Here is a 24,926-nt window from a genome sequence, read left to right as displayed (position 1 = left end):
TGATCAAAAATCACCTCTGAACTTTTCCGCCCCGTAAAATTGTCCTAGGCATATCGGGAGCCGGCGATTCCCGGACACTTCCAGGCGGCAAGAACATCGCCCGCCTGGCCAATAACGGAGACAGAGCATGATCGAAAAACGTGATTTCTATATCGACGGCAAATGGGTCGCCCCGCTTGAGGGCCGTGAACATAAGGTCATCGATCCCTCGACCCAAGAACCCTGCACCGTGATCTCGCTCGGCGGGCCAAAGGACGTGGACGCCGCCGTGGCCGCGGCCAAGGCCGCCCTGCCCGCGTGGATGGCCACCGCCCCCGAAGAGCGCATCGCCCTGATGGAAAAACTGGCCGAGGTCTATAAAGCCCGGACCGAGGATATGGCCCAAGCGATCAGCACCGAGATGGGCGCACCCATCGAGATGGCGCGCAGCTCCCAATGGGGGGCGGGTTACAGCCACCTGAAGAACTTTATCAAGGCGGCGAAAGATTTCAAATTCGTAAAGCCCTTGGGGGATCACGCGCCGAACGACCGGATCATTCACGAGGCGGTTGGCGTCGTGGCGATGATCACGCCGTGGAACTGGCCGATGAACCAGGTGATGCTGAAAGTCGGCGCTGCTGTCGCCGCGGGTTGCACCATGGTGCTCAAACCGTCTGAGGAAAGCCCGCTGAGTGCGGTGATCTTTGCCGAGATGATGGATGAGGCAGGATTTCCCGCCGGTGTCTTCAACCTTGTGAACGGTGACGGCGCGACCGTGGGCACCGCCCTGACCGGCCATGAGGATGTGGATATGGTGAGCTTCACCGGCTCCACCCGCGCCGGGATCGCGATTTCCAAGAACGCGGCGGATACGCTGAAGAAGGTCCATCTGGAGCTTGGCGGCAAGGGCGCGAACCTTGTCTTCGCCGATGCCGACGACAAGGCCGTCAAACGCGGCGTGCTGCATATGATGAACAACACCGGCCAAAGCTGCAACGCCCCCAGCCGGATGATGGTCGAGGCCAGCGTCTATGACCAAGCGGTCGAAACGGCAGCCGAAGTGGCCAATAAGGTCGAAGTCGGCCCCGCCAGCGAAGAGGGCCGCCACATCGGCCCGGTCGTGAACGAAGCGCAATGGGGCAAGATCCAAGACCTGATCCAGAAAGGCATCGACGAAGGCGCGCGGCTGGTGGCCGGTGGCACCGGTCGGCCCGAGCATCTGAACCGGGGTTTCTATGTCAAACCCACCGTTTTCGCCGATGTGACGCCCGATATGACCATTGCCCGCGAAGAGATCTTTGGCCCCGTCCTGTCGATCATGAAGTTCGAGAGCGAAGATCAAGCCGTCGAGATGGCCAATGACACGGTCTATGGCCTGACCAACTATGTCCAGTCCAGCGATGGCGCGCGGCGCAACCGTCTGGCGGCCAAGCTGCGTTCGGGCATGGTTGAGATGAACGGCGAAAGCCGTGGCGCAGGCGCGCCCTTCGGCGGCATGAAGCGCTCCGGCAACGGGCGCGAAGGTGGCGTCTGGGGGATCGAGGACTTCTGCGAAGTCAAAGCGGTGTCCGGCTGGTCCAACGACTGATCGCTCTTCAGTCTCGCAATGCGGCAGGGCCAAGATTGGCCCTGCCGTTTGCATTTTGGCGGTCAGATCGCCTTTTGATTGACCCGTTTCGACAGTTCCTCGGCGCTTTCCTTCCGCTCGCTATAACGGTCGAGCAGATAGTCCTTGTTGTCGCGGGTCAGCAGGGTGAACTTCACCAACTCCTCCATCACATCGACCACGCGGTCATAGAAGGGCGAGGGTTTCATCCGGTCCTCCTCGTCAAACTCCAAGAAAGCCTTGGGGGTCGAGGATTGATTGGGGATGGTCAGCAGCCGCATCCAGCGGCCCAAGATTCGCAACTGGTTCACCGCATTGAAACTTTGCGAGCCGCCGCTGACCTGCATCACCGCCAAGGTCTTGCCTTGAGTCGGGCGCACCCCACCGAGCGATAGGGGGATCCAGTCGACTTGGGTTTTCATGATCCCCGTCATCGCCCCGTGGCGTTCGGGCGAGCACCAGACCATGCCTTCGGACCATGACACCAGATCGCGCAGTTCCTGCACCTTGGGGTGCTCGGGGGCCGCATCGTCGGGCAGCGGCAGCCCCGTGGGGTTGAAGGTCCGCGTCTCGGCCCCGAGCCGGGCGAGGATGCGGGCGGCCTCTTCGGTCATCAAGCGGCTGAAAGACCGCGGGCGAAGCGAGCCGTAGAGCAGCAGAATGCGCGGGCTGTGGGCGGCGCGTTCGGGCGACAGAAGGCGGCGCGCGTCGATGGGGGTGAAGTGCTCTTCTTCGATGTTTGGCGTGTCGGTCACGGGGATTTCCTTAGGCGGAAGGGGGGTATGGCGCGAGGTTCATTTGTCGGCGCGGAACCAATGCTGCGTGCGGTTGGCAAAGCCCACGAGGGAGAGCATGACCGGCACTTCGACCAAGACGCCCACGACGGTGGCCAAGGCCGCGCCCGACCCCAGCCCGAAGAGGCTGATCGCCACGGCGACCGCCAGTTCAAAGAAGTTCGACGTGCCGATCAGGGCGCAGGGGGCGGCCACGTTGAAGGGAATGCCCCAAGCCCGCGCGGCGCCATAGGCGATGAAGAAGATGCCGTAGGATTGCAGCAACAGCGGCACGGCAATCAGCGCAATGACGAGCGGACGGTCGAGGATCACCTCCCCCTGAAAACCAAAGAGCAGCACGACCGTTAGCAAAAGCCCCATGATGGCAAAGGGCTGCACCCGGGCCTTGAAAGCGTCGACCGCCGCCGCGCCACCCTTGGCGACCAGCCGCCCGCGGGTGAGGTAGCCCGCCAGCAGCGGCAGCATGACGTAAAGGCCGACCGAGATCAGCAGCGTGTCCCAAGGCACGGTGATCTCGGTCACGCCCAAGAGGAAAGCCACGATTGGGGCGAAGGCAAAGACCATGATCACATCGTTCACGCTGACCTGCACCAGCGTATAGGTCGCATCGCCCCGGGTGAGGTTGGACCAGACAAAGACCATGGCGGTACAGGGCGCGGCCCCCAAGAGGATCACCCCCGCCAAATAGGCCTGCGCGTCATCGGGTGGGATCAGCCCGGCAAAGACATGGTTAAAGAATAGCATCCCAAGGGCGGCCATGGTGAAGGGTTTGATCAGCCAATTGACCACCAGCGTCACCACCAGCCCTTTGGGCTTGTCCCCCACCTGCCGCAGCGCGCCGAAATCGACGCCGACCATCATCGGAAAGACCATGGCCCAGATCAGCACCGCCACCGGCAGGTTGACCGAGGCAACTTCAAGCGCCGCCAGCGCGCCGAAGAGGCCGGGAAAGAGATTGCCCAGCAAAAGCCCCGCCCCGATGGCCAGCGCCACCCAGAGCGAGAGCCAGCGCTCAAAGGCCCCAAGGCCAGCGGTTGCGGGATCGGCGGTATCGGTCATGATGGTCTTTCGCGTTTGGTGTTCGGGGGTTAGCAGCAGGTCAGCTCATCCAGCAGCGGTTGGCACCGTTCCGGCTGGCCACCGCAGCAATCTTCCAAAAGAAAGCCCAGCAGCGCGCGCAGCCCGTTCATATCGGCGAAATAGCGGATGCTGCGCCCTTCGCGCTTGCTGCGGATCAGCCCCGCGCGGGCCAACACCGAGAGGTTGGCCGACATCGTATTCTGCCGCACATCAAGCGCGGTGCCGATCTCGCCCGCCGACATGCCTTTACCGCCCGCTTTGATCAGCAGGCGAAAGGCATCCAGCCGGGTCGGCTGGCCCAAGGCGGCGAAGGCTTGGAGGGCGTTTTCATTATCCATATATCGCGAATTATTGATATATTATCGCGCGGTCAACCCCGCCTGCCAATCTCTGTGCAACGAAGCGCCGCCCCGCGCGTTGATCTCGCGCCCCCGCAGGCTTGGTAAGGATGAGATAGGATGTTCGATTGGATCGCAGAGAATTCCGGCACGTTGCAAGTGGCGGTGAGCCTTCTTACGGCGGTGGTTTGGCTGGCCTATCTGCATATCCTATGGCTCAACTTCCGGCGCCAACGCCAGCCGGTGATCCTGATCAACCGCTCGATCGCGCGGGATGAGAATGCCCATTGTTTCGTGACCAATATGGGGGCCGAGCCGATTTACCTGCTCGAAGTCATGGCGCGTGTGGTGACGGATGACAAAAACTACCACGTCAAGGTCACCCAACGCGAAGAGGTGGCGTTGAACGATGTAGAGAACCCCCTGACCCGCACCAATCAAGGACCGATCAAGAGCGGCGATTTTATCGACATCGGCAGTTTCCTCGACCTGTTGCGCCGGGCCGAGGCGCGGATCGGGACCGAAGGGCTCTTTGAAAAGGTCCGGCAGATGGACCTGACGGTCGCTGCCGCGGATGGGCATACCACAAGGCTGATTGCCGCCCGGCATGAGTTCCGGGCGGAATGGAAAGACGGCAAACCCTATTTCGTGCCGGAACGGATCATGGCGCATCAGATCCGCAATATCTTTCAACGGCGTAAGATTACCACGATGTTGGAAGAGCAGATCGAATAGCGCGCTTTGGGGCTACAACCGGTCCAGCCCCTCCGCAATCTCACGGGCGATGGCATGGGCGTCGACCCCCTCCCGCTCAGCCGAGACGCGCAGGCCCAAAAGATCGCTCTGATAGCGTCGAGCCAGCGATTTCGGATCATGTTCCGCCGCAATCTCTCCTTCCCGCTGCATCTGCGCAAAAAGCGCTGCAAATTGCTCTTCCATCCCCATCAGATGCGCGCTGGCCCGTTTGGCCAGCGGGTGGCCATGGGCCTGTAGCTCCAACAAGGTTTTGGACAACATGCAGGCTTTGGCCGGGGCCGCTTCGCGGCAGATCGCCAGTTCGGGATAGCGTTTCAGCGCCGCCATCGGGCCATGCGAAGCGACCAATTCAGCCAGACGCCCGGCCCCATCCTCGGCATATTTGTCCAGAGCAATTTCAAACAGCGCCTCTTTGGACCCGAAGGCCGCGTAGAAACTGCCGGGCTTCATCTTAAGCACCGCTTCGAGGTCTTTCAGCGAGGTGCCCGCCCAGCCCTGACGCCAGAACAGATCGCGGGCGCGGTCGATCAACTCGGCACGGTCGTGGTTCGGTTTGCGGGGCATGAGATCACCATATCTTGAACGATCACTCAAATATATACTTGAGTGATCGCTCAAGAAAGCCTAAATGACGGACATCGACGATTTACAAAGGTAGAAATCATGACTTTCCCGTCCCACGACCAAGACAGCGCGCCCGAAGCCTCCAAGCCGCTGCTGGAAGAATCGCAAAAGGCCTTTGGCCGTCTGCCGGGGCTGCACAGGGTGCTGGCCGAAAGTCCGCAGGCCTTTGAAGGCTATCAGGTGCTGCACAAGCTCTTCACCGAGACCGCGTTCGACGCCGAAGAGCTGACCGTGGTTTGGCAGTCAATCAACGTCGAGAACGAATGCCATTACTGCGTGCCCGCCCACACCGGCATCGCCAAGATGATGAAGGTCTCGGATGAGATCAGCGACGCGCTGCGCAATGAAACGCCCCTGCCGACGCCCAAACTCGAAGCGCTACGCACTTTCACCGTGCAGATGGTGCGCAACCGCGGCTTTGTTTCCGAGGCGCAGATGCAGGCGTTTTTCGACGCAGGCTATGGCCACCGCGCAGTGCTGGACGTGATCCTTGGCATGGCACAGAAGACCATTTCCAACTACGTCAACCACGTCGCCGAAACCCCGGTGGACGAGGTTTTCCAGCCGCTGACATGGAAGCGCGGCGACAAGAAGCTCGACGTTTAAACTAAAAGGCGCGCCCAGAGTGGCGCGCCTTTTTCCGACAGTGTTTTACCGCGCCGCCTACCGGGAGGTCTTCCAACGGTCGAGGGGGAGCGTCACCATCGCCTCATCAAAGTTCACCGTCACCTCGCCGTCCTGAACCATCACCTGAAGCTTCATCGCCCGGCTGGCCAGTTCCGCCAGCGCCTTGGTGTTACCCTCGGCCAAGTTCACCACCTCCAGATTGTCAAAACGGGTGGTGCCGTTCTTGACCTTATCCCACCAGACCTCTGCCGTTTTGCCGCCATAGGGGTAGACCACGACCTTGGCGGCCTTGTTGCAGGACTGGCGCAGCACCTTCTCACTCGGCAAGCCAAGCGTGATCCAAACGTCCAACTCGCCGCTCAGGCTTTTTTGCCAGATGTCCGGCTCATCGTCCGTCGAGAGGCCCTTGGTCATCTCCAGATGCTCATGGGCGTTGAGGGCAAAGGCCACCAGACGCACCATCAGGCGCTCATCGGTTTCCGATGGGTGTTTGGCGATGGTCAGCTTATGGGTCTCGTAATAGTGACGATCCATGTCCGAGACCGAAAGCTCGACTTTGTAGATGGTGGCATTCCGCGCCATGATATGTCTCGTTTTCCAAGGTAGGCGCTGCCTACGCGTTTGGTCGGACCGGGGAAAGGGAATTGTCATTGGGTGCTGCGCGGGGCCGGCAGATGAAAGCCTGCCAATTGTACGCGAAATTGGCGCTATTTGGCCCGCGGCTGCGCCCAAAAGACCGCGCATCTTTCGCCAGCGTGCCGTTGTGCGGCAGGGGAAGTCATCCTACCCTAGCCCCATGATCGACCGTCGCACGCTTCTCTGGGCCCTCGGCTCTACCGCTTTGACCGCGACGGCGGCGTTTTCGCGGCAGGCGGGTGGCGTCCTACGCGGGTTCAACCTGATCGAGACGCCAAACGCCCCCTTCGGCAGCCCCGCCGCCGCCCAAAGCATCGCGCGGCTGCGTGACACGGGCGCGACGGCGGCGACGGTGATCCCCTTCCTATGGCAGCGCTCGCCCAGTTCCGGCGCCATCGTCATGGGGGATGCGCTGCCCCATGACAGGATCGCCGCCGGGATCGCGCAGCTGCACGCCGCGGGGCTCGCGGCCATCGTCAAACCGCATGTCTGGGTGCCCGAAAGCTGGGCCGGCGCGATTGCGCCCGAGCCGGACAGCGCCGCGGCATGGCACGCCGCCTACGCCAAGGTTCTGCGCGCCATCGCGGTCACGGCCGAGCGCAACGGCGCCGAAGCGCTTGTCCTTGGCACCGAATTGCGCGGCGTCTCGGGGGCGGCGCAGTGGGGAGAGACCATCGCCGAGATACGCGCGCTTTTCAGCGGAAAGCTCACCTATGTCGCCCATGGTGCCGACGAGGCCGAGAAGATCGCCTTTTGGCCCGAACTGGATGCCGTGGCGGTCTCGCTCTACCCGGTTCTGGGGGCCGACGATGCGCCTGCCGATTGGGACCGCGCCATCGCCGCGGAATTGGACCGGGTCGCTGCCGTGGCGCAAAAACACGCAAAACCCATCTGGATCGCTGAAATCGGTCTCCGCTCCGCCAAAGGCGCGACCGCCCGGCCATGGGAAAGCGCCGAGGAACGCGCCGCCCCCGCCGATATGGCGCTTCAGGCCGCGGTGCTGGAACGCTGGCTCCGCGCCCTTGAGGCTCGCGGGATTCAAGATGTCTGGATCTGGCGCTGGTTCACCGACCCCGAAGGCGGCGGCGCGGGAGACACCGATTTTACGGTGCAGAACAAGGCGGCGCAGGAGGTGATTGCAGGATTTTGGCGCGAGGAATGAACAGGCTCGAAAGGCGCAGAGCACCGGTGTCATTCATGTAAATATGCGGAAAACCTTACTAAGAAGGTGGTACCCAAGGCCGGACTCGAACCGGCACGCCTCGCGGCGGGGGATTTTGAATCCCCTGCGTCTACCATTCCGCCACTTGGGCACGTAGGGCGATGTAGCCTGCAAAAGCGGCAGGAGCAAGTGGATTTTCACCCCCGCTGCGCGCCCAGTTGCTTGACCTTGGCCGCGCGACATGGTGAGGCATTCAAAACAGCCGGAGCCCCCGAGAATGATCCGCCGCCTTTATGACTGGACCCTGGGCCTGGCCCAACATCGCCATGCCCTCTGGGCGCTTGCCGTCGTCGCTTTTGTCGAAAGCTCCTTCTTTCCGATCCCCCCTGACATCCTGATGATCCCGATGATCATCGCGCGGCCAAATCGCGCTTGGCTGATCGCCGGGGTGGCGCTGGTGGCCTCGGTCTTGGGCGGGCTTTTGGGCTATGCCATCGGCGCGTTGGCCTTTGAGAGCCTCGGCCAGCCGATCCTTGCAAGTCTGGGCAAGACCGATGCGATGGCGGAATTCTCGACCCGGTTCAACGACATGGGCTTTTGGGCGGTGCTGGTCGCCGGGGTCACCCCCTTCCCTTACAAGGTTATCACGATCATGTCGGGCTGGACCGGGATGCCACTTGGCACCTTCATCACGACCTCGATCCTTGCCCGTGGGCTGCGGTTCTTTGTCGTGGCGGGGCTGCTGTGGCGCTTTGGCGCACCGATCCGAGACTTCATTGAAAGGCGCTTGGGATTGATGTTCACATTGGCCGTCGCCCTGTTGATCGGCGGCTTCATGGTGGTGAAGGTTCTATGACGGGTAAGACATTGACATTGCTGGCAACACTCGGTTCGGCCGCGCTGTTGCTGGGGGCTTTCGGGTTTCAGCATCTGGGCGGCTACGCGCCCTGCCAGATGTGCCTGTGGCAGCGTTGGCCCCATGCGGCGGCCGTGCTGATCGGGGCAATCGTGCTGTTTGGCGGGCCGCGCGTGCTGGCCTGGCTCGGCGCCTTGGCGGCGGCGGTGACCGCGCTGATCGGCGTCTTTCATGCCGGTGTGGAATGGGGCTGGTGGCCGGGGCCAAGCTCCTGCACCGGCGGCGGCATGGATTTGGGCAGCCTCGATGGCGGGTCGCTCTTATCAACCGAAGGCCCGAGCGGCTTGGTCATGTGCGATGAAATCGTCTGGCAGTTTCTGGGCCTGTCGATGGCCGGGTGGAACGCGATTTTCTCTTTCATCTTGGTCGGCCTTTGGGTCGCCGCCGCGCGAAAAGCGACCTGAGAGACGAGAATCTGACAAACTGGACAGTAGGCCTTACAGTTTGTCAAAAACACCCCCGAAACGGACAGTTTGACGGCTTGTCGTTCGACAGATGCGCGGATTATCTGAGATCAAATATCTCAGGAGTCCCCCATGTCGAACCAACAGAACTGTATTTTGCTGGGCGTTCCGCTGGACAGCGGCAAGCGCCGTCGCGGCTGCCTGATGGGGCCAGACGCCTACCGCACCGCGGGGCTGGAGCGCGCGCTGCGTGACCTTGGCCATAGCGTGACCGACCGCGGCAACGTGGCCCCTGCCCCCTTTCACGCCAAAGAGCATGAAAAGCTGCACGCGCTGGAAGAGACCATCGCCTGGACCGAGAGCCTCGCCGCCGCCGCAGATGCGGCGATGGACGAAGGCCTGCCGATCTTCATGGGCGGCGACCACGCGCTGGCGCTCGGCACCGTGCTGGGCGCGATGCGCCACGCTGAAAAGGCAGGCCGTCCGCTCTTCGTGCTCTGGCTCGACGCGCATACGGATTTCCACACGCCCCAGACCAGCGACAGCGGCAACCTGCACGGCACGCCCCTAGGCTATGTCACCGGGCGCGAGGGCTTCGACGGGTTCCCGAAGATCGATACGCCCCTGCCCCATGACAATATCGCCATGATCGGGCTGCGCTCTGTCGATGCCGCCGAACGCGCGGCGCTGCAGGAGACCACCGTCACCTATGTCGACATGCGCGAGATCGACGAGAGCGGCATCGCCAAGCCGCTGCAGCGTTTCCTCGACAAGGTCGAGTCCGCGGGCGGCATGCTGCATGTCTCGCTCGACGTTGATTTCCTCGATCCTTCCGTCGCACCCGCCGTGGGCACCACCGTGCCGGGCGGCGCCACCGTGCGCGAGGGCCATCTGGTGATGGAGATGCTCTCGGACAGCGGGCTGATGACCTCGCTCGACCTTGTCGAGCTGAACCCCTTCCTCGACGAACGCGGGCGCACCGCGCAACTGATGGTCGATCTCACCGCTTCGGCCTTCGGTCGCCGTGTCTTCGACCGTCCGACGCGGGCCTATTGATCATGCAACTGCAAGCCCCCCAGTCGGTGGTGATGATCCGGCCACATCACTTCCGCTCGAACCCCGAAACCCAGGCCGACAACGCGTTCCAGCGCGCCAGCATCGGGGATGTGGCCGGGGCCGCGCGGGCGGAGTTTGACGGCGTCGTGGCCGCCCTGCGCGACCATGGCGTGACCGTGCATGACTTCGACGACACCGGCGCCGAGACGCCCGACAGCGTCTTTCCCAACAACTGGTTCTCGACCCATGCGGGCGGCCATGTCGCGGTCTATCCGATGTATGCCGCCAACCGCCGCCGCGAACGGCGGTGGGACGTGATCGACCTGCTCAAGACCCGCTACCGGGTGCAGGACGTGATCGACTATTCCGGGCTGGAGCAGGACGGGCTGGCGCTTGAAGGCACCGGGGCCATGGTGCTCGACCATATCGGGCGGGTGGCCTACGTGGCCCGCTCACACCGGGCCGATCCGGTCTTGCTGGAGCGTTTCTGCACGCATTTCAACTTCGAGCCGATCGTCTTTGACGCCGCAGATGCCGAGGGCCGCCCGGTCTATCACACCAATGTGCTGATGGCCGTGGGCACGGGCATTGCGCTGGTGGGGCTTGAGATGATTTCCGACCCCGCACGCCGCGCCATGGTGCAGGAGCGTCTGGAAGAGACCGGCCGCGACGTGATCGTGCTGAGCGCACATCAGATCAACGAGTTCGCGGGCAACGCCATCGAGCTTTCGGGCAGGCAAGGCCCGGTGCTGGCGATCTCTGCCCGCGCCATGGCCGCGCTGACGCCTGAGCAGATCAAACGGATCGAGGCGCAGGTCCGCATCCTGCCCCTGTCCATCCCCACCATCGAGACCGCAGGCGGGTCCGTCCGGTGCATGATCGCCGGTCTGCACCTCGCCCGCCGCAATGAAAGAGACCTGACATGACCAACCTCAAACCCTCCGACAAGGCGCTGGTGCCTTTCGTTTCCGTCGACCAGATGATGAAGCTGATCCATCATGTCGGCGTCGAAGAGATGCTGCGCGGGCTGGCCGAGTATATCGAAGCCGATTTCAGACGCTGGGAGCTTTTCGACAAGACCCCGCGCGTGGCGAGCCACTCCGAGAAAGGCGTGATCGAGCTGATGCCGACCTCCGACGGTGACGTCTACGGTTTCAAATACGTCAACGGCCATCCCGACAACACCAAGACCGGCTTTCAGACTGTCACCGCCTTTGGCCTTTTGGCGAATGTGGCCAACGGCTACCCGGTGCTGCTGACCGAGATGACGATCCTCACGGCGCTGCGCACGGCGGCGACCTCGGCGGTGGTGGCGCGCCTGCTGGCGCCCAAGGGGGCGCATGTGATGGCGATGATCGGCAACGGCGCGCAGTCCGAGTTTCAGAGCCTCGCCATGAAGGCGATCTGCGGCGTGGACGAGGTGCGCCTCTACGACATCGACCGCGCGGCGACCGCGAAATGCGCGCGCAATCTGGCGGGTTCGGGCCTCAAGGTGGTTGAGTGCGACAGTGCCGAGGAGGCGATCATGGGCGCGCAAATCATCACGACCTGCACGGCGGACAAGCAATATGCCACGATCCTGACCGACAACATGGTCGGCGCGGGCGTGCATATCAACGCGATCGGCGGCGACTGCCCGGGCAAGACCGAACTGGCGCCCGCGATCCTGCACCGCTCGGGCATCTTCGTGGAATACCCCGAACAGACCCGCATCGAGGGCGAGATCCAGCAGCTCGAGCCCGACCACCCGGTGACCGAGATCTGGCAGGTGCTGACCGGTCAGGCCGAGGGGCGCCGCGACCAGCAGCAGATCACGCTGTTCGACTCCGTGGGCTTCGCGATCGAGGATTTCTCGGCCCTGCGCTATGTGCGCGACCAGATCGCCGAGACCGGGCTGTTCCAGCCGCTCGACCTTCTCGCCGACCCGGATGATCCGCGCGACCTTTTCGGGATGCTGCAACGCGCGGGCTGAGCGTTTGGGGCCGCCGTTCTTCCCCGGCGGCCTCTACCCTTCCGTCACATCATGGGCGTAGAGCCAATCGAAGGCCCGCAGCATCGCCCCGGGGGCCAGCGTCGAGGCGATGCGCAGCCCGGTATGGGCCGCAAGGCGGATCGGGCCGGAACGCAGGTGATACCGGGTGGCATTGCCTTCGGAGGTTTTCACAATGCGCCGCGCGCGGTCGATACGCGCGGCCTGATAGGCCGGGAGGGCCGCATCGCGCGGCAGCCGGGTCAGGCAGTCAGCCAAAACCCATGCGTCCTCCAGCGCCATATTCGCGCCCTGCGCCAAAAAGGGCAGCGTCGGATGGGCCGCGTCGCCCAAAAGCGCCACGCCATCGGCCTGCCAATTGGCGGCGACGGGGTGGTGGTGCAGCCCCCAAAGGGACACCTCCTGCACCGCCTCGAGCATCTGCGCGGCCTCGCCCCCGAAACCGGCAAAGGCGCGGCGCAGATTGACGGGATCGTCGCGATGGTGCCAGCCTTCGGCGGCCCAATCGTCACGCTCTTCCACGGCCACGAGGTTAACCATACGCCCCGCGCGCAGCGGATAGCTGACCAGATGTTTCCCCGGCCCCATGGTGACCCGTGCCTCGGGGGGATGATCGACCACATTGGGGATCAGCGCCCGCCACGCGACCTGCCCCGAGAAACGGGCCTGATCCGCCCCGTTCAACTGCACCCGCCCGACCGAGTGGATGCCATCGGCGGCCACCACCAGTTCCGCCCGTCGCCGCCCGCCGCGCGCCATCTGCACCTGCGGCAGAGCGCCGGGGTGGATGGAGGCGACCTGCGCGTCGGTCTCGAAACTGACATTGGCGCGCTGCGCCGCCTCGCGCAGAAGGTCGATCAGATCGGCACGGTGGAGGAAGTAATAACGCTGGTCCTCCGACAGACGGGTCAGATCCAGCCGCGCCACTTGGCCGCCCTTGGCATGGTCGCAAAGCCGGACCGCCTGCCCACGCACGGCACCGCGCGCCGCCAGCCCACGCTCAAGCCCCAGCCCGCGCAGGACGGCGAGGCCATTGGGGCTGATCTGCAACCCGGCACCGATTTCGGAAAAGCGGGCGGCCTGTTCCAGCAGGGTCACGGCCACGCCACGCCGCGCCAAGGCCGTGGCCAGCGCCAGCCCGCCGATCCCGCCGCCCACGACAATCGCATTGGAAGGTTTCATTCGCGCCCCAACCACAAACGCCGAAGCATTTGCTTCGGCGTGTGGTGTTTCAGGTGATGTCAGTCGTCGCGGTGGACTTTCTCGCGGCGCTCGTGACGCTCCTGCGCCTCCAGCGTCATGGTGGCGATGGGCCGCGCGTCCAGCCGCTTGAGCGAGATCGGATCGCCGGAGACCATGCAGTAACCAAACTCTCCCTCGTCGATCCGCCGCAGCGCCGCGTCGATCTTGCCGACCAATTTACGCGCCCGGTCCCGGGTGCGCAGTTCCAACGCGCGGTCGGTCTCTTCCGAGGCGCGGTCGGTCACGTCCGGGATGTTCCGGGTGCCGTCTTGCAGTGTTTCGATGGTGTCGCGGCTGCCTGCCAACAGTTCCGCTTTCCAGTTGATCAGCTTGCGCCGAAAGTACTCAAGCTGACGGTCATTCATGAATGGCTCGTCCTCGGCCGGACGATAGTCGTCCGGCAGGAAGATTTCCTGCTTCATTTGTTTTTCCCCGGCGTTTTTCAACTCAGACATTAAAAAGGCCTGTCTCCCGACATCGTCCCCTGCCGCAGCGTCTATCTGAGCGGGTAACAATTGTCACTACACAATCCCTTTGATTTTTGGTTAAAGGCCGTGGATCAAGCGCCCGTCACACGAGGTTGAAAACAAGATGAAATTCCAAGGCACCAAAGACTACGTCGCCACCGAGGACTTGAAAATTGCCGTCAATGCGGCGGTGACGTTGGAGCGACCTTTGCTGGTGAAGGGCGAGCCGGGCACCGGCAAGACCGAGCTTGCGCGGCAGGTGAGCGACGCTTTGGGCCTGCGCATGATCGAATGGAACATCAAATCGACCACCCGCGCGCAACAAGGGCTTTACGAATATGACGCCGTGAACCGCCTGCGCGACAGCCAGTTGGGCGACGAGCGGGTGCATGACGTGAAGAACTACATCCGCAAGGGCAAGCTTTGGCAGGCTTTCGAGGCGGATGAGAAGGTCGTTCTGCTGATCGACGAGATCGACAAGGCCGATATCGAGTTTCCCAACGACCTGTTACAGGAACTCGATAAGATGGAATTCTTCGTCTATGAGACGGGTGAGACGATCCGCGCGCGTCAGCGCCCCATCGTCATCATCACCTCGAACAATGAAAAGGAACTGCCCGACGCCTTCCTGCGCCGCTGCTTCTTTCATTACATCCAATTCCCCGACATGGAGACGCTGAAACAGATCGTCGAAGTGCACCATCCGGGCATCAAGCAACAGCTGCTGACCACCGCGCTGACGCAATTCTACGAGATCCGCGAGCAGCAGGGGCTGAAGAAGAAACCCTCGACCTCCGAGGTGCTGGATTGGCTGAAACTGCTGCTGGCCGAGGATATGGACGCCGAGGATTTGGCCAAGGATGGCCCCAACGCCCTGCCGAAGCTGCACGGCGCGCTGCTGAAGAACGAACAGGACGTGCATCTGTTTGAGCGGCTGGCCTTCATGGCGCGGCGCCAGCGGTAGGGCTGCAACACAACTGCGACTTTACGTCAAAAGCGGGTATTTCCCTCGCTTTTGATTTTTTGCCTGCCTAGGCTGAGGTCAATCACGGGCGCAAAGACCCGGATTCAAACGACCGATGGGGCAGGCAGATGCAAGGACAGTCAGCAACCGCGCCACGCGCATATTGGGATAGACCCGCCCAGGCGGGGAAGCAGAAAGGCTCGGGCGCATGAAGCCCCGGCGCATGAGGCGCAGCGGGAAGGCGCGGCTGATCCTGCCGCTGATGCTGCTGCTGAACGCCTGCGTGCCCGCCTCGCACTCCGAGGTGGCGACCCGCGCGGTCATTGCCGACAGCACCCTGCCCCCGATGAAACAGTTCACCCAAGCCCGCCCCGCTCAGCCGCATGTGTCGAATGCCGCGCTGGCGGAGGATTTCCTCGACCTGTCCTTCCGGATGGAAAGTGGCCGCGCCCTGCCCGTGCTGACCCGTTTCGAGGGGCCGATCTCCCTGCGCGTTCTGGGCCAGCCACCCGCCACGCTGGGGCCGGACCTTGCGCGTCTGCTGGCCCGTCTGCGCCGCGAGGCCGGGATCGAACTGCGTGAGGTCACGGGCGGAGAGGCCAGCATCACCATTCAAGCGGTGAACCGCAGCCAGATCCGGCGTCTGCTGCCGCAGGCAGCCTGTTTCGTGGTGCCAAACGTCAGCACGCTTGAAGAATATCGCCGCACGCGGCGCTCGCCCGCCACCGATTGGACCCGCCTGACCGAACGGCGCAAGCTGGCGATCTTCCTGCCCAATGACGTTAGCCCGCAGGAAAGCCGCGACTGCCTGCATGAGGAACTGGCCCAAGCGCTTGGGCCGCTGAACGATCTCTACCGCCTGCCGGATTCGGTGTTTAACGACGACAATGTGCATACGGTGCTGACCGGTTTCGACATGCTGGTGCTGCGCATCTATTATGACCCCGCGCTGCGCTCGGGCATGAACCGCGAGGAGGTGGCCGCCCGTCTGCCGGGCATTCTGGCCCGGGTGAACCCCACAGGCGGCACCGTCGCCCCCCGCCCCGCCCGCGCCACGCCGCAGGTCTGGAGCCGCGCGATCCAAACCGCCCTTGGCCGCGACGTGAGCCGCAATGCCCGCCTGAACGCCGCCCGCGACGCGCTGCGCATCGCACAGACCCAAGGCTGGCAGGACAATCGCCACGCCTTTTCACATTACGCCATGGGCCGCGTTACCCAGATGACCGACCCGGCCGCCGCGCAGGCCCATTATCTTAATGCGGACGCGCTCTATGCCCGCAGCCCCGGCACCACGCTGCACCGCGCCTATGTCGCCACCCAGCGAGCGGGCTATGCGGTGACCATCGGCGATGGCGCAGGCGCGCTGGCCCTGATCGAGCCGCATCTGCCCGTGGCCAAAGCCAGCGAAAACGCCGCCCTTCTGGCCACGCTCATGCTGCTCAAAGCCGAAGCGCTGGAGATCGAAGGCCGCGTCATTGAGGCGCGCCGCGTCAGGCTGGACAGCATCGGCTGGGCGCGATACGGCTTTGGCCCTGACTGGGCCGTGCGGGCCAAGCTGCGCGAGATCGCAAGCCTGAACCCGCGCAATGGATAGGCCCGCAAAACAAACGGGCAATAGGTTATGATAGCACTCGGATTGGCATTGATCGGCGCGATTATCGGCGGGCTGACCGCGCGCAAACGCGGCGGCAACCGCAAGGACATCGCGCAATATGCCGCAGGCTATGGCATGGCCTTTCTCATCGTCGGCATGATCGCCACGGTTCTGCTGGACCGCGCATTGAGCGTCTGATGTTTCTGCCCTTCTTCGACCAGCTGCGCCGCCACAATGTTCCCGTGTCCCTGCGAGAGTTTCTGGCCTTTCTCGAAGGCATGAAAGCGGGGCTTGCGACCTATGACGTGGAGGCGTTCTACTACCTCGCCCGCGTGTCGATGGTCAAAGACGAGCGCAACATCGACAAGTTCGACCGCGCTTTCGCCGCCACCTTCAAAGGGTTGGAAAAGATCAGCCTCGACGACGTGCTCGATGCCGTGGACCTGCCCGAAGACTGGCTGCGCAAGATGGCCGAAAAGCATCTCTCGCCCGAGGAAAAGGCCGAGATCGAAGCCATGGGCGGTTTCGACAAGTTGATGGAGACGTTGAAAAAGCGGCTGGAGGAGCAAAAGGGCCGGCATCAGGGCGGCTCTAAATGGGTCGGCACGGCGGGCACCTCGCCCTTCGGCGCCTATGGCTACAATCCCGAGGGCGTGCGGATCGCCCAGAAGGAAAGCCGCCACCAACGCGCGGTCAAGGTCTGGGACAAACGCGAGTTCCGCAACCTCGACGACAATGTCGAGATCGGCACCCGCAACATCAAACTGGCGCTGAAACGCCTGCGCCGTTGGGCGCGCGATGGCGCGGCAGAGGAGTTTGACCTCAACGGTACAATCCGCGCCACGGCGGAACATGGCTATCTCGACGTCAAGACCCGCCCCGAGCGGCGCAATGCGGTGAAAGTGCTGCTGTTTCTCGACATCGGCGGTTCGATGGACCCGCACGTAAAGGTGGTCGAGGAACTGTTCAGCGCCGCGAAGGGCGAGTTCAAACATCTCGAACATTTCTACTTCCACAACTGCCTCTACGAAGGCGTGTGGCGCGACAACCGCCGGCGTTGGGATGCGCAGATCCCCACCCATGAGGTGCTGCGCAGCTATGGGTCTGACTACAAATGCATTTTCGTGGGCGACGCCAGCATGTCACCCTATGAGATCGCCTATCCGGGCGGCGCGAATGAACATTGGAACGCCGAGGCCGGGGCCACATGGCTGGCACGCGCCCGCGACCAATGGCCAAACCACCTGTGGATCAACCCCGTTCCCGAACGGCAATGGGGCTACACCCAATCCATCGCGATGATCCAAGAGATTTTCGGCCCCGAGGCCATGGTGCCCATGACCCTCGAAGGGTTGAGCCGGGGCATCAAGACCATGACGCGCTGACCCGTTCCTTGACAGCCTGCTGCGCCGCGCCACTTCAGGGGACGAAGGCAAGCAATGTGGAAGGAAATAGAATGTCCCCAATCATCAAATCCGGCAGCGCGAAATGGGAAGGCTCGCTCAAAGAGGGCAACGGCCATGTCTCGACTGAAAGCGGCGTGCTCTCTAACCAGCCCTATGGCTTCAACACCCGTTTCGAAGGCAAGGCAGGCACCAACCCCGAAGAGCTGATCGGCGCGGCCCATGCCTCCTGCTTTTCGATGGCCCTGTCGATGATCCTTGGCCAAAGCGACCTGACGCCCGACAGTATCGAGACCAAGGCAGAGGTCCATCTTGAGCAGAAAGACGGCGGCTTTCATGTGCCCAAAGTGCATCTGACGGTTGAGGCCAGCATCCCCGGCGCGAGCCAAGAGGACTTTGACAAGGCGGCGAAAACCGCCAAGGAGAACTGCCCGATTTCCAAGCTGCTGACGGCTGAGATCACGATGGACGCGAAACTCGTCTGATCGCCAAACATACTACCGGGGCGCAGGCCATGGCCGCTTGCCCCCGGTCCCCCTGCTCCCCATATTGGGCGCATGATCCGCGTTATCCCCATCCTTCTCGCCATCCTCTATGCGCTGGCGATGTACCGTTTCTCGGCTTGGCGCACGGCGCGGGAGTTGGATGCCAAATCGACGCCGCTGGTCGATCCGAAATTGAACGAGGTCAGCAGCCGCATGGCCCGCGCACTGGACCTGCCGCGCATCAAAGTGCATCTTTATGAGATCGAACCCGTCAACGGTCTGGCAGCCCCCGATGGGCGGATTTTCATCACCCGCGGCTTTTATAACAAGTTCCGCCAAGGTGCTGTAACGGCCGAGGAATTGGCAAGCGTTATCGCCCATGAGCTGGGCCATGTCGCCCTTGGCCATTCTCGCCGCCGGATGATTGATTTCTCGGGCCAGAACGCCCTGCGCACTGCCCTCGCGATGGTGCTGGGGCGGCTCATCCCCGGCATCGGCGTCTGGATCGCCAGCGGGCTGACCAGCCTGCTCGCCGCGCGGCTGTCGCGGAACGATGAATATGAGGCCGACGCCTATGCCGCCGCCCTGCTCACCAAGGCCGGGATCGGCATTGGCCCGCAAATCTCTCTATTTGAAAAGCTCGACGCGCTGAGCCAATCCGGTGGCAACCGTCCGCCCGCCTGGCTGCTGAGCCATCCGAAGACGGAAGAGCGGATCGACAAGCTGCGGCAGGTGCAGTTGCGGTGGGACGGCTGACCTAGCCGAGCGCTTTTGCCAATCGGGGCAGCCGCGCCTTTTTCAGCAGCGCGCGCATCTCCCACGGCTCCCCTGAAAGCCGCCGCGCCTCTTGCAGAACGGCTTCGGCCACGGGGGCGACCCTCTCTGGCGTCGCCTGCCAAATGCCATGTAGGTAGCTATCGGGATCGGCGCGGCTCAGCCCCTCTTCGGCGAGGATTTGGCGCGGGAAGTCCTTGGCGTTCAGCGTCAGGATCATATCGGCGTTGCTGGCCACGGCAACGGCCAGCACATGGATGTCATTCTCATCCGGCAGCCAGAGCCGCGCTTGCAGACCGGGGGAAGCCTCACGCTCGGCCCCCGGCCATTTGCCGCGCAACAGCGCAATCTCGGCCCGTGCCTGCACTTCTCCCGTGGGCCCAAGCTTGACCGCCGCGCGGGCCCATTCCTCCAAGATACGCGGCGACCAAATCGGCTCGAACGCGCCCCCTGCGGCCACGCCGAGCACCATTTCGCGCATCACCGTGGGGTAAAGCACGCAAGCGTCGATCAGCACGCGGGGGCGCGTTTCCATCACAGGCGGAAGAACAGCGATTTGAGGTAGCCGCTTTCCGCAAGCTGCGGCAATTGCGGGTGGTCCGCCCCGGCAAATCCGGTGTGCAGAAGCATGGCGCGGCGTCCGGCCCGACCGATGCCGCGCACAGAGGCGGTGCGGAATTGGTTCAGATCAGCGGCATGGGAGCAGGAGCAGAGCCCCAGAATGCCATTCTCCGCCACCAGTTGCGCCGAGAGCCGCGCGACACGTTCATAGGCACGCAGCCCGGCGTCGACCGCTTGGCGCGAGGGGGCAAAGGCGGGCGGGTCGCAGATCACCACGTCGAAAGTCTCGCCCTCGTCCCGCAGGGCGGTGAGCACGTCGAAGGCATCGCCTTGGCGGGTGGCAAACCGGTCTTGCATGCCCATCGCGTTGGCCCCGGCCTTGGCTAGGTCCAGCGCGGGGGCGGAGCCGTCCACCGCCAGCGCCGAGGACGCGCCGCCCGCAAGTGCTGCGAGGGAGAAGCCGCCGACATGAGAGAAGACATCAAGCACCCGCGCACCATTCCGCGCGAGATTGGCGGCAAAGGCGTGGTTCGGGCGTTGGTCATAGAACAGGCCGGTTTTCTGCCCGCCCGTGAGATCAGCCATATAGGTCGCGCCATTCATCGGCACCGGCAACGGCCCCTCGGGCGTCTCGCCCGCCAGCGTGGCCGAGGCATCGTCGAGCCCTTCGAGCTTGCGGGTCCGGCCAGAGGCGTTTTTCAGCACGTTGTGCACACCCGTCACCGATTGCAGCGCGGCCACGAGCGGTTCGATCAGCGCGTCGGCCCAGGCGGCATTGGGTTGGATCACGCAGGTATCCCCGAAACGGTCGATGATGACCCCGGGCAGCCCGTCGGCCTCGGCATGGATCAGGCGGTAATAGGGTTGATCGTAAAGCTGGCTGCGCAGTTGAAGGGCACGATTGAGGTGGGCTTCAAACCATGCTTGATCGACCTGCGCCTCAGGGTCTTGGTCGATCATCCGGGCAATGATCTTGGAATTCGGATTGACCGCGACCAGCCCCATGGGCTTACGCTCGGCATCCTCCAACAGCGCCAGCGTGCCGGGGGCAAGCCCGCGTGTGCGGCGGTCGGTGACCAGTTCATTGGCATAGACCCAAGGAAAGCCGTGGCGGATGGCGCGGGCGTTGGCCTTGGGCAATAGGCGCACCACGGGATGTGTGGCAGGCTGCGGGGCGGAGGGGGTTTGGGGCGTTGTCATAGCGCCCCTCGTACTGCGTTCGCGCGGCTGGGGAAAGAGGTTTCGCAGGCCGCGATCGGCGGTCAGTTGCGCGCTCTGCCCCGCCAACCGCCCCGACGGCGCGGGGTGGTCAGCGTCGTCTGCCCGTCGCGCAGCACTTGGGTCATCGGGTGATCAGCGGCGGCGCGGTGCCGTTCCAGCAGCCGGGTGATGGCGGCGGCGCTGTCCTGCCCCTCGGGCAAGCTCAGGGCCCAATCCAGGAAAATGCTGCGGCACTCGGCGGGGCCGATCCCCTCCATGCGGTAGGATTCGCGGATCAGCCCCTTGGGGTCATCGGGATCGCTCATGCCCCCTCCCGCTTCGGCACTGGCAGCGCGGCGTCGATGATCTGCGCGGCGCGGTCGTAGTTGGTCTGCATCTTGCTCTCCAAGGTCGTGAGGTCATCACACTCCAGCACCCGGCAGAGGAAACTCGCCCCGGCCTGCCCCATCGCCCCCGCCTCGATCGGATTGGCCGAGAGCAGCCGCGCGGCGCAGTTCAGGGTCCAAGCGTCGGTATAGGCGGCGGAGAGGGTTGCCTCTCCTTCGGTGTCGATCACGCCTTCGTCGCGGGCGGCGGCAAGGCCCGCGTCGATCTCACGCGCGCCGGTGCCGCCGATGAGCGCCCCCGCCTGCGCGAAGAGTTCGATATCCTGCAAACGGCCCCCGCCGGTCTTGGCGTCGAGCGCGCCTGCGGGGCTGCGGGCGGCGGCAATGCGGCGGCGCATATCGGCCACCTCTCCCAGCACCTTGTCACGCGGGGCGGCACGGCTGAGGATGTCTTTGCACAGCGCGTCAACATCGCGGCCCAGATCCTCTGCCCCCGCGATCACCCGGGCGCGGGTGAGGGCCAGATGCTCCCACACCCATGCCTGTTCTTTCTGATAGCTCTCGAAACTGGCAAGGCTGGTTGCCACCGGCCCCTGATTGCCCGAAGGCCGCAGGCGCATGTCGATATCGTAGAGCTTGCCTTGGGCCATCGGCGCGGTCATCGCGGTGATCATCGCTTGGGTCAGCCGCGCGTAATAACTGCGCGTGGCGAGGGGTTTGGGACCGTCGGAACTCTCCACCCCGTCGGCGTCATAGATCACCAGCATGTCGAGGTCCGAGGTCGGCGTCAGCCGCCCGGCCCCGAGCGAGCCCATGCCAAGGATCACCGCCCCGCGCCCCGGTGGCGGGCCATGGCGGGTGGCGAATTGATCAACGACCACGGGCCAGAGCGCCTGCAAGACGGCTTGGGCAAGCTCGGCATATTGGCGCCCGGCGGTGGCCGCGTCGATCAGCCCGCGCAGCAGATGCACGCCGATCCGAAAATGCCATTCGCGCGCCCAACGGCGGGTGCCGTCAAGGCGCAATTCATAGTCCGCCTCCCTCGCCAGATGCTGCTTTAGCATCTCGGTCAGCTTGGCCTGCCCCGGCCAGTCCGAGAAGAAATCCCCACCGATCACCGCGTCGAAGACGCCGGAGTTGCGCGACAGATGCGTGGCAAGCGCGGGCGATGTGGCGACGATATCCACCAAAAGATCGCCCAGTTGCGGATTGGCCCGCAAAAGCGAGAAGAGCTGCACCCCGGCGGGCAACCCGGCGAGAAATCCGTCAAAGGCCAAAAGCCCCTCATCCGGTTTCGCCGATTGCGCCAGACGGTCGAGCAGCAGCGGCTTCAGCCGCCCGAAAATATCCGCCCCCCGTTCCGAGCGCAGCGCGGGATAGCTGGGCCAACGGTCCAGCACCGAGGTGTCGAATTGATGCGCCGGGCGGGCGGCTTCGGGCTCTTCCCTCGTGGCGGCGAAAAAGCTTTCGATTAGGTCGTGCACGGCCTGCAGGCGTTCATGAAGATCGGCGCGTAAGTCTTTGACATCCATATCCATCATGGCCGCCAGCCGGTCGAAATCGGCGTTGTTTCGGGGCAGCGTGTGGGTCTGGGCGTCTTGCACCATCTGCAACCGGTGCTCGACCGTGCGATGCGCGCGGTAGTGGTTGCCGAGCGTCTCGGCCACCTCCGCGGGCACCCAACCTTTGTCGGCCAGCACCTGCAAACCTGCCAGCGTCCCGCGGGGCCGCAGGTCCGCATCCCGGCCCCCGGCGATGAGTTGCCGGGTCTGGGTGAAAAACTCGATCTCGCGGATGCCGCCCCGGCCCAGTTTCATGTCATGGCCCGGCAGGGTGATCGGGCCGCCCAAGCCCTTGTGCTCACGGATCGCCAGCCGCATGTCATGGGCGTCTTGGATCGCGGCGAAATCCAGATGGCGGCGCCAGACGAAAGGGCGCAGCGCTTGCAAAAACGCCTCGCCTGCCGTGATGTCACCCACTGCCGGACGGGCCTTGATATAGGCCGCGCGCTCCCACGTACGGCCAAGGCTTTCGTAGTAGCGCTCTGCTGCCTCCATCGCGATGCAGACGGGTGTGACCGCCGGGTCGGGGCGCAGACGCAGGTCCGTGCGGAAGACATAGCCTTGGGCGGTGTTCTCGCTCAGCGTGGCAGACATGGCGCGCGTGGCTTTGACGAAGGCGCTGCGGGCGGCGTGGAAATCATCGGGCGCGAAACGGCTTTCGTCGAAAAGGCAGATGAGGTCGATGTCGGAGGAATAGTTCAGCTCCCCCGCGCCCATCTTGCCCATGGCAAAGACGACCATGCCGGCGCAATCGGAAAGATCGTCCATCGTCATGCCCGGCAGCTTGCCGCGTTTGATCTGTGCCGCGAGCCCCGCGCGCAGGGCCGCGCCGCAGGCGGCATCGGCGTATTCGGTCAGCGCCCCGGTCACCTCTTCCAGCGACCATGCCCCACCCAGATCGGCCAGCGCGGTCAGCAGCGCCATGCGCCGCTTGCCCTGCCGCAGCCCATCGGCAAGCCGGTCGGGGGCCAGTTCCGCCGCTGCCGCGCAATTATCGGCCAGAGCGGTTTCGGGATTGGCCACCGCCGCGCTCAGCCAGCCCGCCTCTTTCTCCAAAAGTGCCATCAGATAGGGCGCGGTCGAGGCCGCAGCCGAGATCATTTCGCGCAACTCCGGCGCGAGATCGGGCAGCAGCGCCGCCGCATCCTGCGCGCGTTCGCGGTGATAGACACGGGGGGAGCGGGTGATCCGGGCAGCGAAAGATGGGTCTGTCATGAGGCCAGCTTTGCGGGCTGATCCAAGCGGCGTCAATGGGGGTTGCGGCAGGGTGCGGGCTTGCTACGACTTTGCCGTCTAGCAAAGGAAAGAAGATGAGCAAAAGTTTGAAACGCGTGCGCGCCACGCTGGAGGCCGCAGGGGTGACACCGGAAATCCGCGAGACGGCTTTGGCGCGGACGGCGGTGGATGCGGCCACGGCGCTTGATTGCGCGGTCGACCAAATCGCGAAATCCATCGTTCTGCGCGGCGAAGACAGCGGGGCGGCGCTGCTTTTCATTACCGCAGGCGCACAGCAGGTCGATCTCGAACGGGCCGCGGCGCTGGCGGGGGAGCCTTTGGGCAAGGCCGATGCCGCGCTGATCCGGGCGCAAACGGGCTTTGCCATCGGCGGTGTCGCGCCTTTAGGGCATATCACGCCGCCGCGCGCATGGTTTGACCGAAACCTCCTGCGGTTCCCGCTGGTCTGGGCCGCCGCGGGCACGCCGCATCACGTTTTCTGCCTCGAACCGCAGAGAATGGCGCAGCTTTCGGGTGCGCAAGTCGCTGATTTCACTGTCGCTTCCTAAATAATGTAAAAAACATTCACATAGCCCCTTGCGAAAACGCATCGGCGTTCCGATCTATTCAATGTGAAAGACATTCACATTATCCGAAACGCCCGGGCCGGCGACAGGCCCGTCACGACCGAAAGGCTCAACAATGACGACAGTGACCACCGACCCGACCTATTCCCCCCGGCCCAGTTGGCTGGCCCGGACGGAAGCTTGGATGGACGCACGCGGCAAAGGCGCATGGATCGCCGCCATGGTGCTCGGCTTCATCTTTTTCTGGCCCCTCGGCCTCGCCCTTCTTGCCTATATGACTTGGAGCAAACGCATGTTCTCTTCGAAATCCTGCAGCCGCAAATCCAGCCGCGCGATGATGTCGCGCAGCACCGGCAACCGTGCCTTTGACGCCTATAAGGCCGACACGCTGCGCCGTTTGGAGGAAGAGCAGCACAATTTCGAAGCCTTCCTTGAGCGTCTGCGCGAGGCCAAGGACAAGGCCGAGTTCGACCAGTTCATGGACGAACGCGCCAAGCGGGACGAGACGGCCACGAACGCCTGATCAGACCCTGACCCCCGCCCCCCGGGCATCGCGC

At 63.8% G+C, this 24,926-nt stretch carries 28 protein-coding genes and 1 tRNA gene; 17 read left to right on the top strand and 12 right to left on the bottom strand.

Annotated features, from left to right (window positions below):
* Positions 1-127 precede the first annotated feature (127 nt).
* Positions 128-1,567, top strand: a complete 1,440-nt coding sequence (locus tag ACGYLC_RS08815) for an aldehyde dehydrogenase family protein (RefSeq protein WP_394422636.1) — start codon at positions 128-130, stop codon at positions 1,565-1,567.
* A gap of 62 nt (positions 1,568-1,629) precedes the next feature.
* Here ACGYLC_RS08815 and arsH read toward each other — a convergent pair whose 3' ends face one another.
* Genes arsH through ACGYLC_RS08800 form a run of 3 tightly spaced genes read right to left on the bottom strand, consistent with a single transcriptional unit; the run spans position 1,630 to position 3,797 of the window.
* Complete coding sequence (gene arsH / locus ACGYLC_RS08810) at positions 1,630-2,340, bottom strand: arsenical resistance protein ArsH (protein ID WP_394422634.1); 711 nt, start codon at positions 2,338-2,340, stop codon at positions 1,630-1,632.
* Between the two features lie 39 nt (positions 2,341-2,379).
* Positions 2,380-3,438, bottom strand: coding sequence for an ACR3 family arsenite efflux transporter (gene arsB, locus ACGYLC_RS08805; protein ID WP_394422633.1), 1,059 nt, complete (start codon positions 3,436-3,438; stop codon positions 2,380-2,382).
* Between the two features lie 29 nt (positions 3,439-3,467).
* Positions 3,468-3,797, bottom strand: a complete 330-nt coding sequence (locus ACGYLC_RS08800; RefSeq protein WP_394422631.1) for an ArsR/SmtB family transcription factor — start codon at positions 3,795-3,797, stop codon at positions 3,468-3,470.
* A gap of 120 nt (positions 3,798-3,917) precedes the next feature.
* Here ACGYLC_RS08800 and ACGYLC_RS08795 point away from each other — a divergent pair, with 120 nt between their 5' ends.
* Complete coding sequence (locus tag ACGYLC_RS08795) at positions 3,918-4,532, top strand: hypothetical protein (protein WP_394422630.1); 615 nt, start codon at positions 3,918-3,920, stop codon at positions 4,530-4,532.
* Between the two features lie 12 nt (positions 4,533-4,544).
* On the opposite strand, the gene ACGYLC_RS08790 is transcribed toward ACGYLC_RS08795, so the two are convergent.
* Complete coding sequence (locus ACGYLC_RS08790; protein ID WP_394422629.1) at positions 4,545-5,117, bottom strand: TetR/AcrR family transcriptional regulator; 573 nt, start codon at positions 5,115-5,117, stop codon at positions 4,545-4,547.
* A gap of 99 nt (positions 5,118-5,216) precedes the next feature.
* Here ACGYLC_RS08790 and ACGYLC_RS08785 point away from each other — a divergent pair, with 99 nt between their 5' ends.
* A complete protein-coding gene (locus ACGYLC_RS08785) occupies positions 5,217-5,783 on the top strand; it encodes a carboxymuconolactone decarboxylase family protein (RefSeq protein WP_394422628.1) in 567 nt (188 codons plus the stop codon).
* Positions 5,784-5,840: 57 nt separating this feature from the next.
* Here ACGYLC_RS08785 and ACGYLC_RS08780 read toward each other — a convergent pair whose 3' ends face one another.
* Positions 5,841-6,386: a YaeQ family protein gene (locus tag ACGYLC_RS08780; protein WP_394422626.1), complete on the bottom strand. Its 546-nt coding sequence runs from the start codon at positions 6,384-6,386 to the stop codon at positions 5,841-5,843.
* A 214-nt stretch (positions 6,387-6,600) separates the two neighbouring features.
* Here ACGYLC_RS08780 and ACGYLC_RS08775 point away from each other — a divergent pair, with 214 nt between their 5' ends.
* The gene (locus ACGYLC_RS08775) at positions 6,601-7,602 is read left to right on the top strand and encodes a glycoside hydrolase family 113 (protein ID WP_394422624.1); all 1,002 of its coding nucleotides are present in this window, start codon (positions 6,601-6,603) and stop codon (positions 7,600-7,602) included.
* 67 nt (positions 7,603-7,669) lie between these two features.
* Here ACGYLC_RS08775 and ACGYLC_RS08770 read toward each other — a convergent pair.
* Positions 7,670-7,753 (bottom strand) — tRNA-Leu (locus ACGYLC_RS08770).
* A gap of 126 nt (positions 7,754-7,879) precedes the next feature.
* Here ACGYLC_RS08770 and ACGYLC_RS08765 point away from each other — a divergent pair.
* From ACGYLC_RS08765 to ACGYLC_RS08745, 5 genes are all read left to right on the top strand, one after another.
* Positions 7,880-8,458, top strand: a complete 579-nt coding sequence (locus tag ACGYLC_RS08765) for a YqaA family protein (protein ID WP_394422623.1) — start codon at positions 7,880-7,882, stop codon at positions 8,456-8,458.
* Positions 8,455-8,922, top strand: a complete 468-nt coding sequence (locus tag ACGYLC_RS08760) for a disulfide bond formation protein B (protein WP_394422621.1) — start codon at positions 8,455-8,457, stop codon at positions 8,920-8,922. Before ACGYLC_RS08765 ends, ACGYLC_RS08760 begins: the two co-directional genes overlap by 4 nt.
* A 132-nt stretch (positions 8,923-9,054) precedes the next feature.
* Positions 9,055-9,978 (top strand): arginase, encoded by a 924-nt coding sequence (rocF, locus tag ACGYLC_RS08755; protein WP_394422620.1) that lies wholly within the window; start codon positions 9,055-9,057, stop codon positions 9,976-9,978.
* A complete protein-coding gene (gene ctlX / locus ACGYLC_RS08750; protein ID WP_394422856.1) occupies positions 9,978-10,904 on the top strand; it encodes a citrulline utilization hydrolase CtlX in 927 nt (308 codons plus the stop codon). Before rocF ends, ctlX begins: the two co-directional genes overlap by 1 nt.
* Positions 10,901-11,950, top strand: coding sequence for an ornithine cyclodeaminase (locus ACGYLC_RS08745; protein ID WP_394422618.1), 1,050 nt, complete (start codon positions 10,901-10,903; stop codon positions 11,948-11,950). Before ctlX ends, ACGYLC_RS08745 begins: the two co-directional genes overlap by 4 nt.
* Positions 11,951-11,983: 33 nt before the next feature.
* Here ACGYLC_RS08745 and ACGYLC_RS08740 read toward each other — a convergent pair whose 3' ends face one another.
* The gene (locus ACGYLC_RS08740) at positions 11,984-13,150 is read right to left on the bottom strand and encodes an FAD-dependent monooxygenase (RefSeq protein ID WP_394422616.1); all 1,167 of its coding nucleotides are present in this window, start codon (positions 13,148-13,150) and stop codon (positions 11,984-11,986) included.
* Between the two features lie 59 nt (positions 13,151-13,209).
* Complete coding sequence (gene dksA, locus ACGYLC_RS08735; protein WP_394402843.1) at positions 13,210-13,632, bottom strand: RNA polymerase-binding protein DksA; 423 nt, start codon at positions 13,630-13,632, stop codon at positions 13,210-13,212.
* A gap of 169 nt (positions 13,633-13,801) precedes the next feature.
* On the opposite strand from dksA, the gene ACGYLC_RS08730 reads away from it, so the two are divergent.
* The 6 genes from ACGYLC_RS08730 to ACGYLC_RS08705 all read left to right on the top strand — a co-directional run bounded on the left by ACGYLC_RS08730 (position 13,802) and on the right by ACGYLC_RS08705 (position 18,879).
* Positions 13,802-14,641 carry a MoxR family ATPase gene (locus tag ACGYLC_RS08730; RefSeq protein WP_271693512.1) on the top strand — a complete coding sequence of 280 codons (840 nt, stop codon included), beginning with the start codon at positions 13,802-13,804 and terminating at the stop codon, positions 14,639-14,641.
* A 223-nt stretch (positions 14,642-14,864) separates the two neighbouring features.
* Complete coding sequence (locus tag ACGYLC_RS08725) at positions 14,865-16,235, top strand: DUF2927 domain-containing protein (protein ID WP_394422615.1); 1,371 nt, start codon at positions 14,865-14,867, stop codon at positions 16,233-16,235.
* A gap of 27 nt (positions 16,236-16,262) precedes the next feature.
* On the top strand, positions 16,263-16,433 hold the full coding sequence (locus ACGYLC_RS08720; RefSeq protein ID WP_067262001.1) for an apolipoprotein acyltransferase: 171 nt from the start codon (positions 16,263-16,265) through the stop codon (positions 16,431-16,433).
* Positions 16,433-17,620 carry a VWA domain-containing protein gene (locus ACGYLC_RS08715; protein WP_394422613.1) on the top strand — a complete coding sequence of 396 codons (1,188 nt, stop codon included), beginning with the start codon at positions 16,433-16,435 and terminating at the stop codon, positions 17,618-17,620. The genes ACGYLC_RS08720 and ACGYLC_RS08715 overlap by 1 nt, the downstream gene beginning before the upstream one ends.
* Before the next feature lie 71 nt (positions 17,621-17,691).
* The gene (locus ACGYLC_RS08710; protein ID WP_394422611.1) at positions 17,692-18,123 is read left to right on the top strand and encodes an OsmC family protein; all 432 of its coding nucleotides are present in this window, start codon (positions 17,692-17,694) and stop codon (positions 18,121-18,123) included.
* Between the two features lie 72 nt (positions 18,124-18,195).
* Positions 18,196-18,879 (top strand): M48 family metalloprotease, encoded by a 684-nt coding sequence (locus tag ACGYLC_RS08705; protein ID WP_394422610.1) that lies wholly within the window; start codon positions 18,196-18,198, stop codon positions 18,877-18,879.
* Between the two features lies 1 nt (position 18,880).
* Here ACGYLC_RS08705 and ACGYLC_RS08700 read toward each other — a convergent pair whose 3' ends face one another.
* The 4 genes from ACGYLC_RS08700 to ACGYLC_RS08685 form a co-directional block, all read right to left on the bottom strand.
* Entirely contained in the window at positions 18,881-19,432 is a 552-nt protein-coding gene (locus ACGYLC_RS08700) for an RSP_2648 family PIN domain-containing protein (RefSeq protein WP_394422609.1), read from the bottom strand.
* A complete protein-coding gene (locus ACGYLC_RS08695; protein WP_394422608.1) occupies positions 19,432-20,658 on the bottom strand; it encodes an RSP_2647 family RNA methyltransferase in 1,227 nt (408 codons plus the stop codon). The genes ACGYLC_RS08700 and ACGYLC_RS08695 overlap by 1 nt, the downstream gene beginning before the upstream one ends.
* Before the next feature lie 62 nt (positions 20,659-20,720).
* Complete coding sequence (locus tag ACGYLC_RS08690) at positions 20,721-20,984, bottom strand: hypothetical protein (protein ID WP_394422606.1); 264 nt, start codon at positions 20,982-20,984, stop codon at positions 20,721-20,723.
* The gene (locus ACGYLC_RS08685; protein ID WP_394422605.1) at positions 20,981-23,782 is read right to left on the bottom strand and encodes a glutamine-synthetase adenylyltransferase; all 2,802 of its coding nucleotides are present in this window, start codon (positions 23,780-23,782) and stop codon (positions 20,981-20,983) included. The genes ACGYLC_RS08690 and ACGYLC_RS08685 overlap by 4 nt, the downstream gene beginning before the upstream one ends.
* A gap of 95 nt (positions 23,783-23,877) precedes the next feature.
* Between ACGYLC_RS08685 and ACGYLC_RS08680 the strand changes: the two genes are divergently transcribed.
* Together ACGYLC_RS08680 and ACGYLC_RS08675 are read left to right on the top strand one after the other, a co-directional pair.
* The gene (locus ACGYLC_RS08680; RefSeq protein WP_394422603.1) at positions 23,878-24,351 is read left to right on the top strand and encodes a YbaK/EbsC family protein; all 474 of its coding nucleotides are present in this window, start codon (positions 23,878-23,880) and stop codon (positions 24,349-24,351) included.
* 133 nt (positions 24,352-24,484) lie between these two features.
* Complete coding sequence (locus ACGYLC_RS08675; protein WP_209218085.1) at positions 24,485-24,892, top strand: DUF2852 domain-containing protein; 408 nt, start codon at positions 24,485-24,487, stop codon at positions 24,890-24,892.
* Positions 24,893-24,926: the final 34 nt, after the last annotated feature.

The sequence above is a fragment of the Sulfitobacter sp. 1A12157 genome, assembly GCF_043557345.1.
In the GTDB taxonomy this organism is placed as follows: Bacteria; Pseudomonadota; Alphaproteobacteria; order Rhodobacterales; family Rhodobacteraceae; genus Sulfitobacter.
The sequence above is the reverse complement of the archived record's forward strand: the minus strand, read 5'-3'. Positions and strand labels throughout refer to the sequence as shown.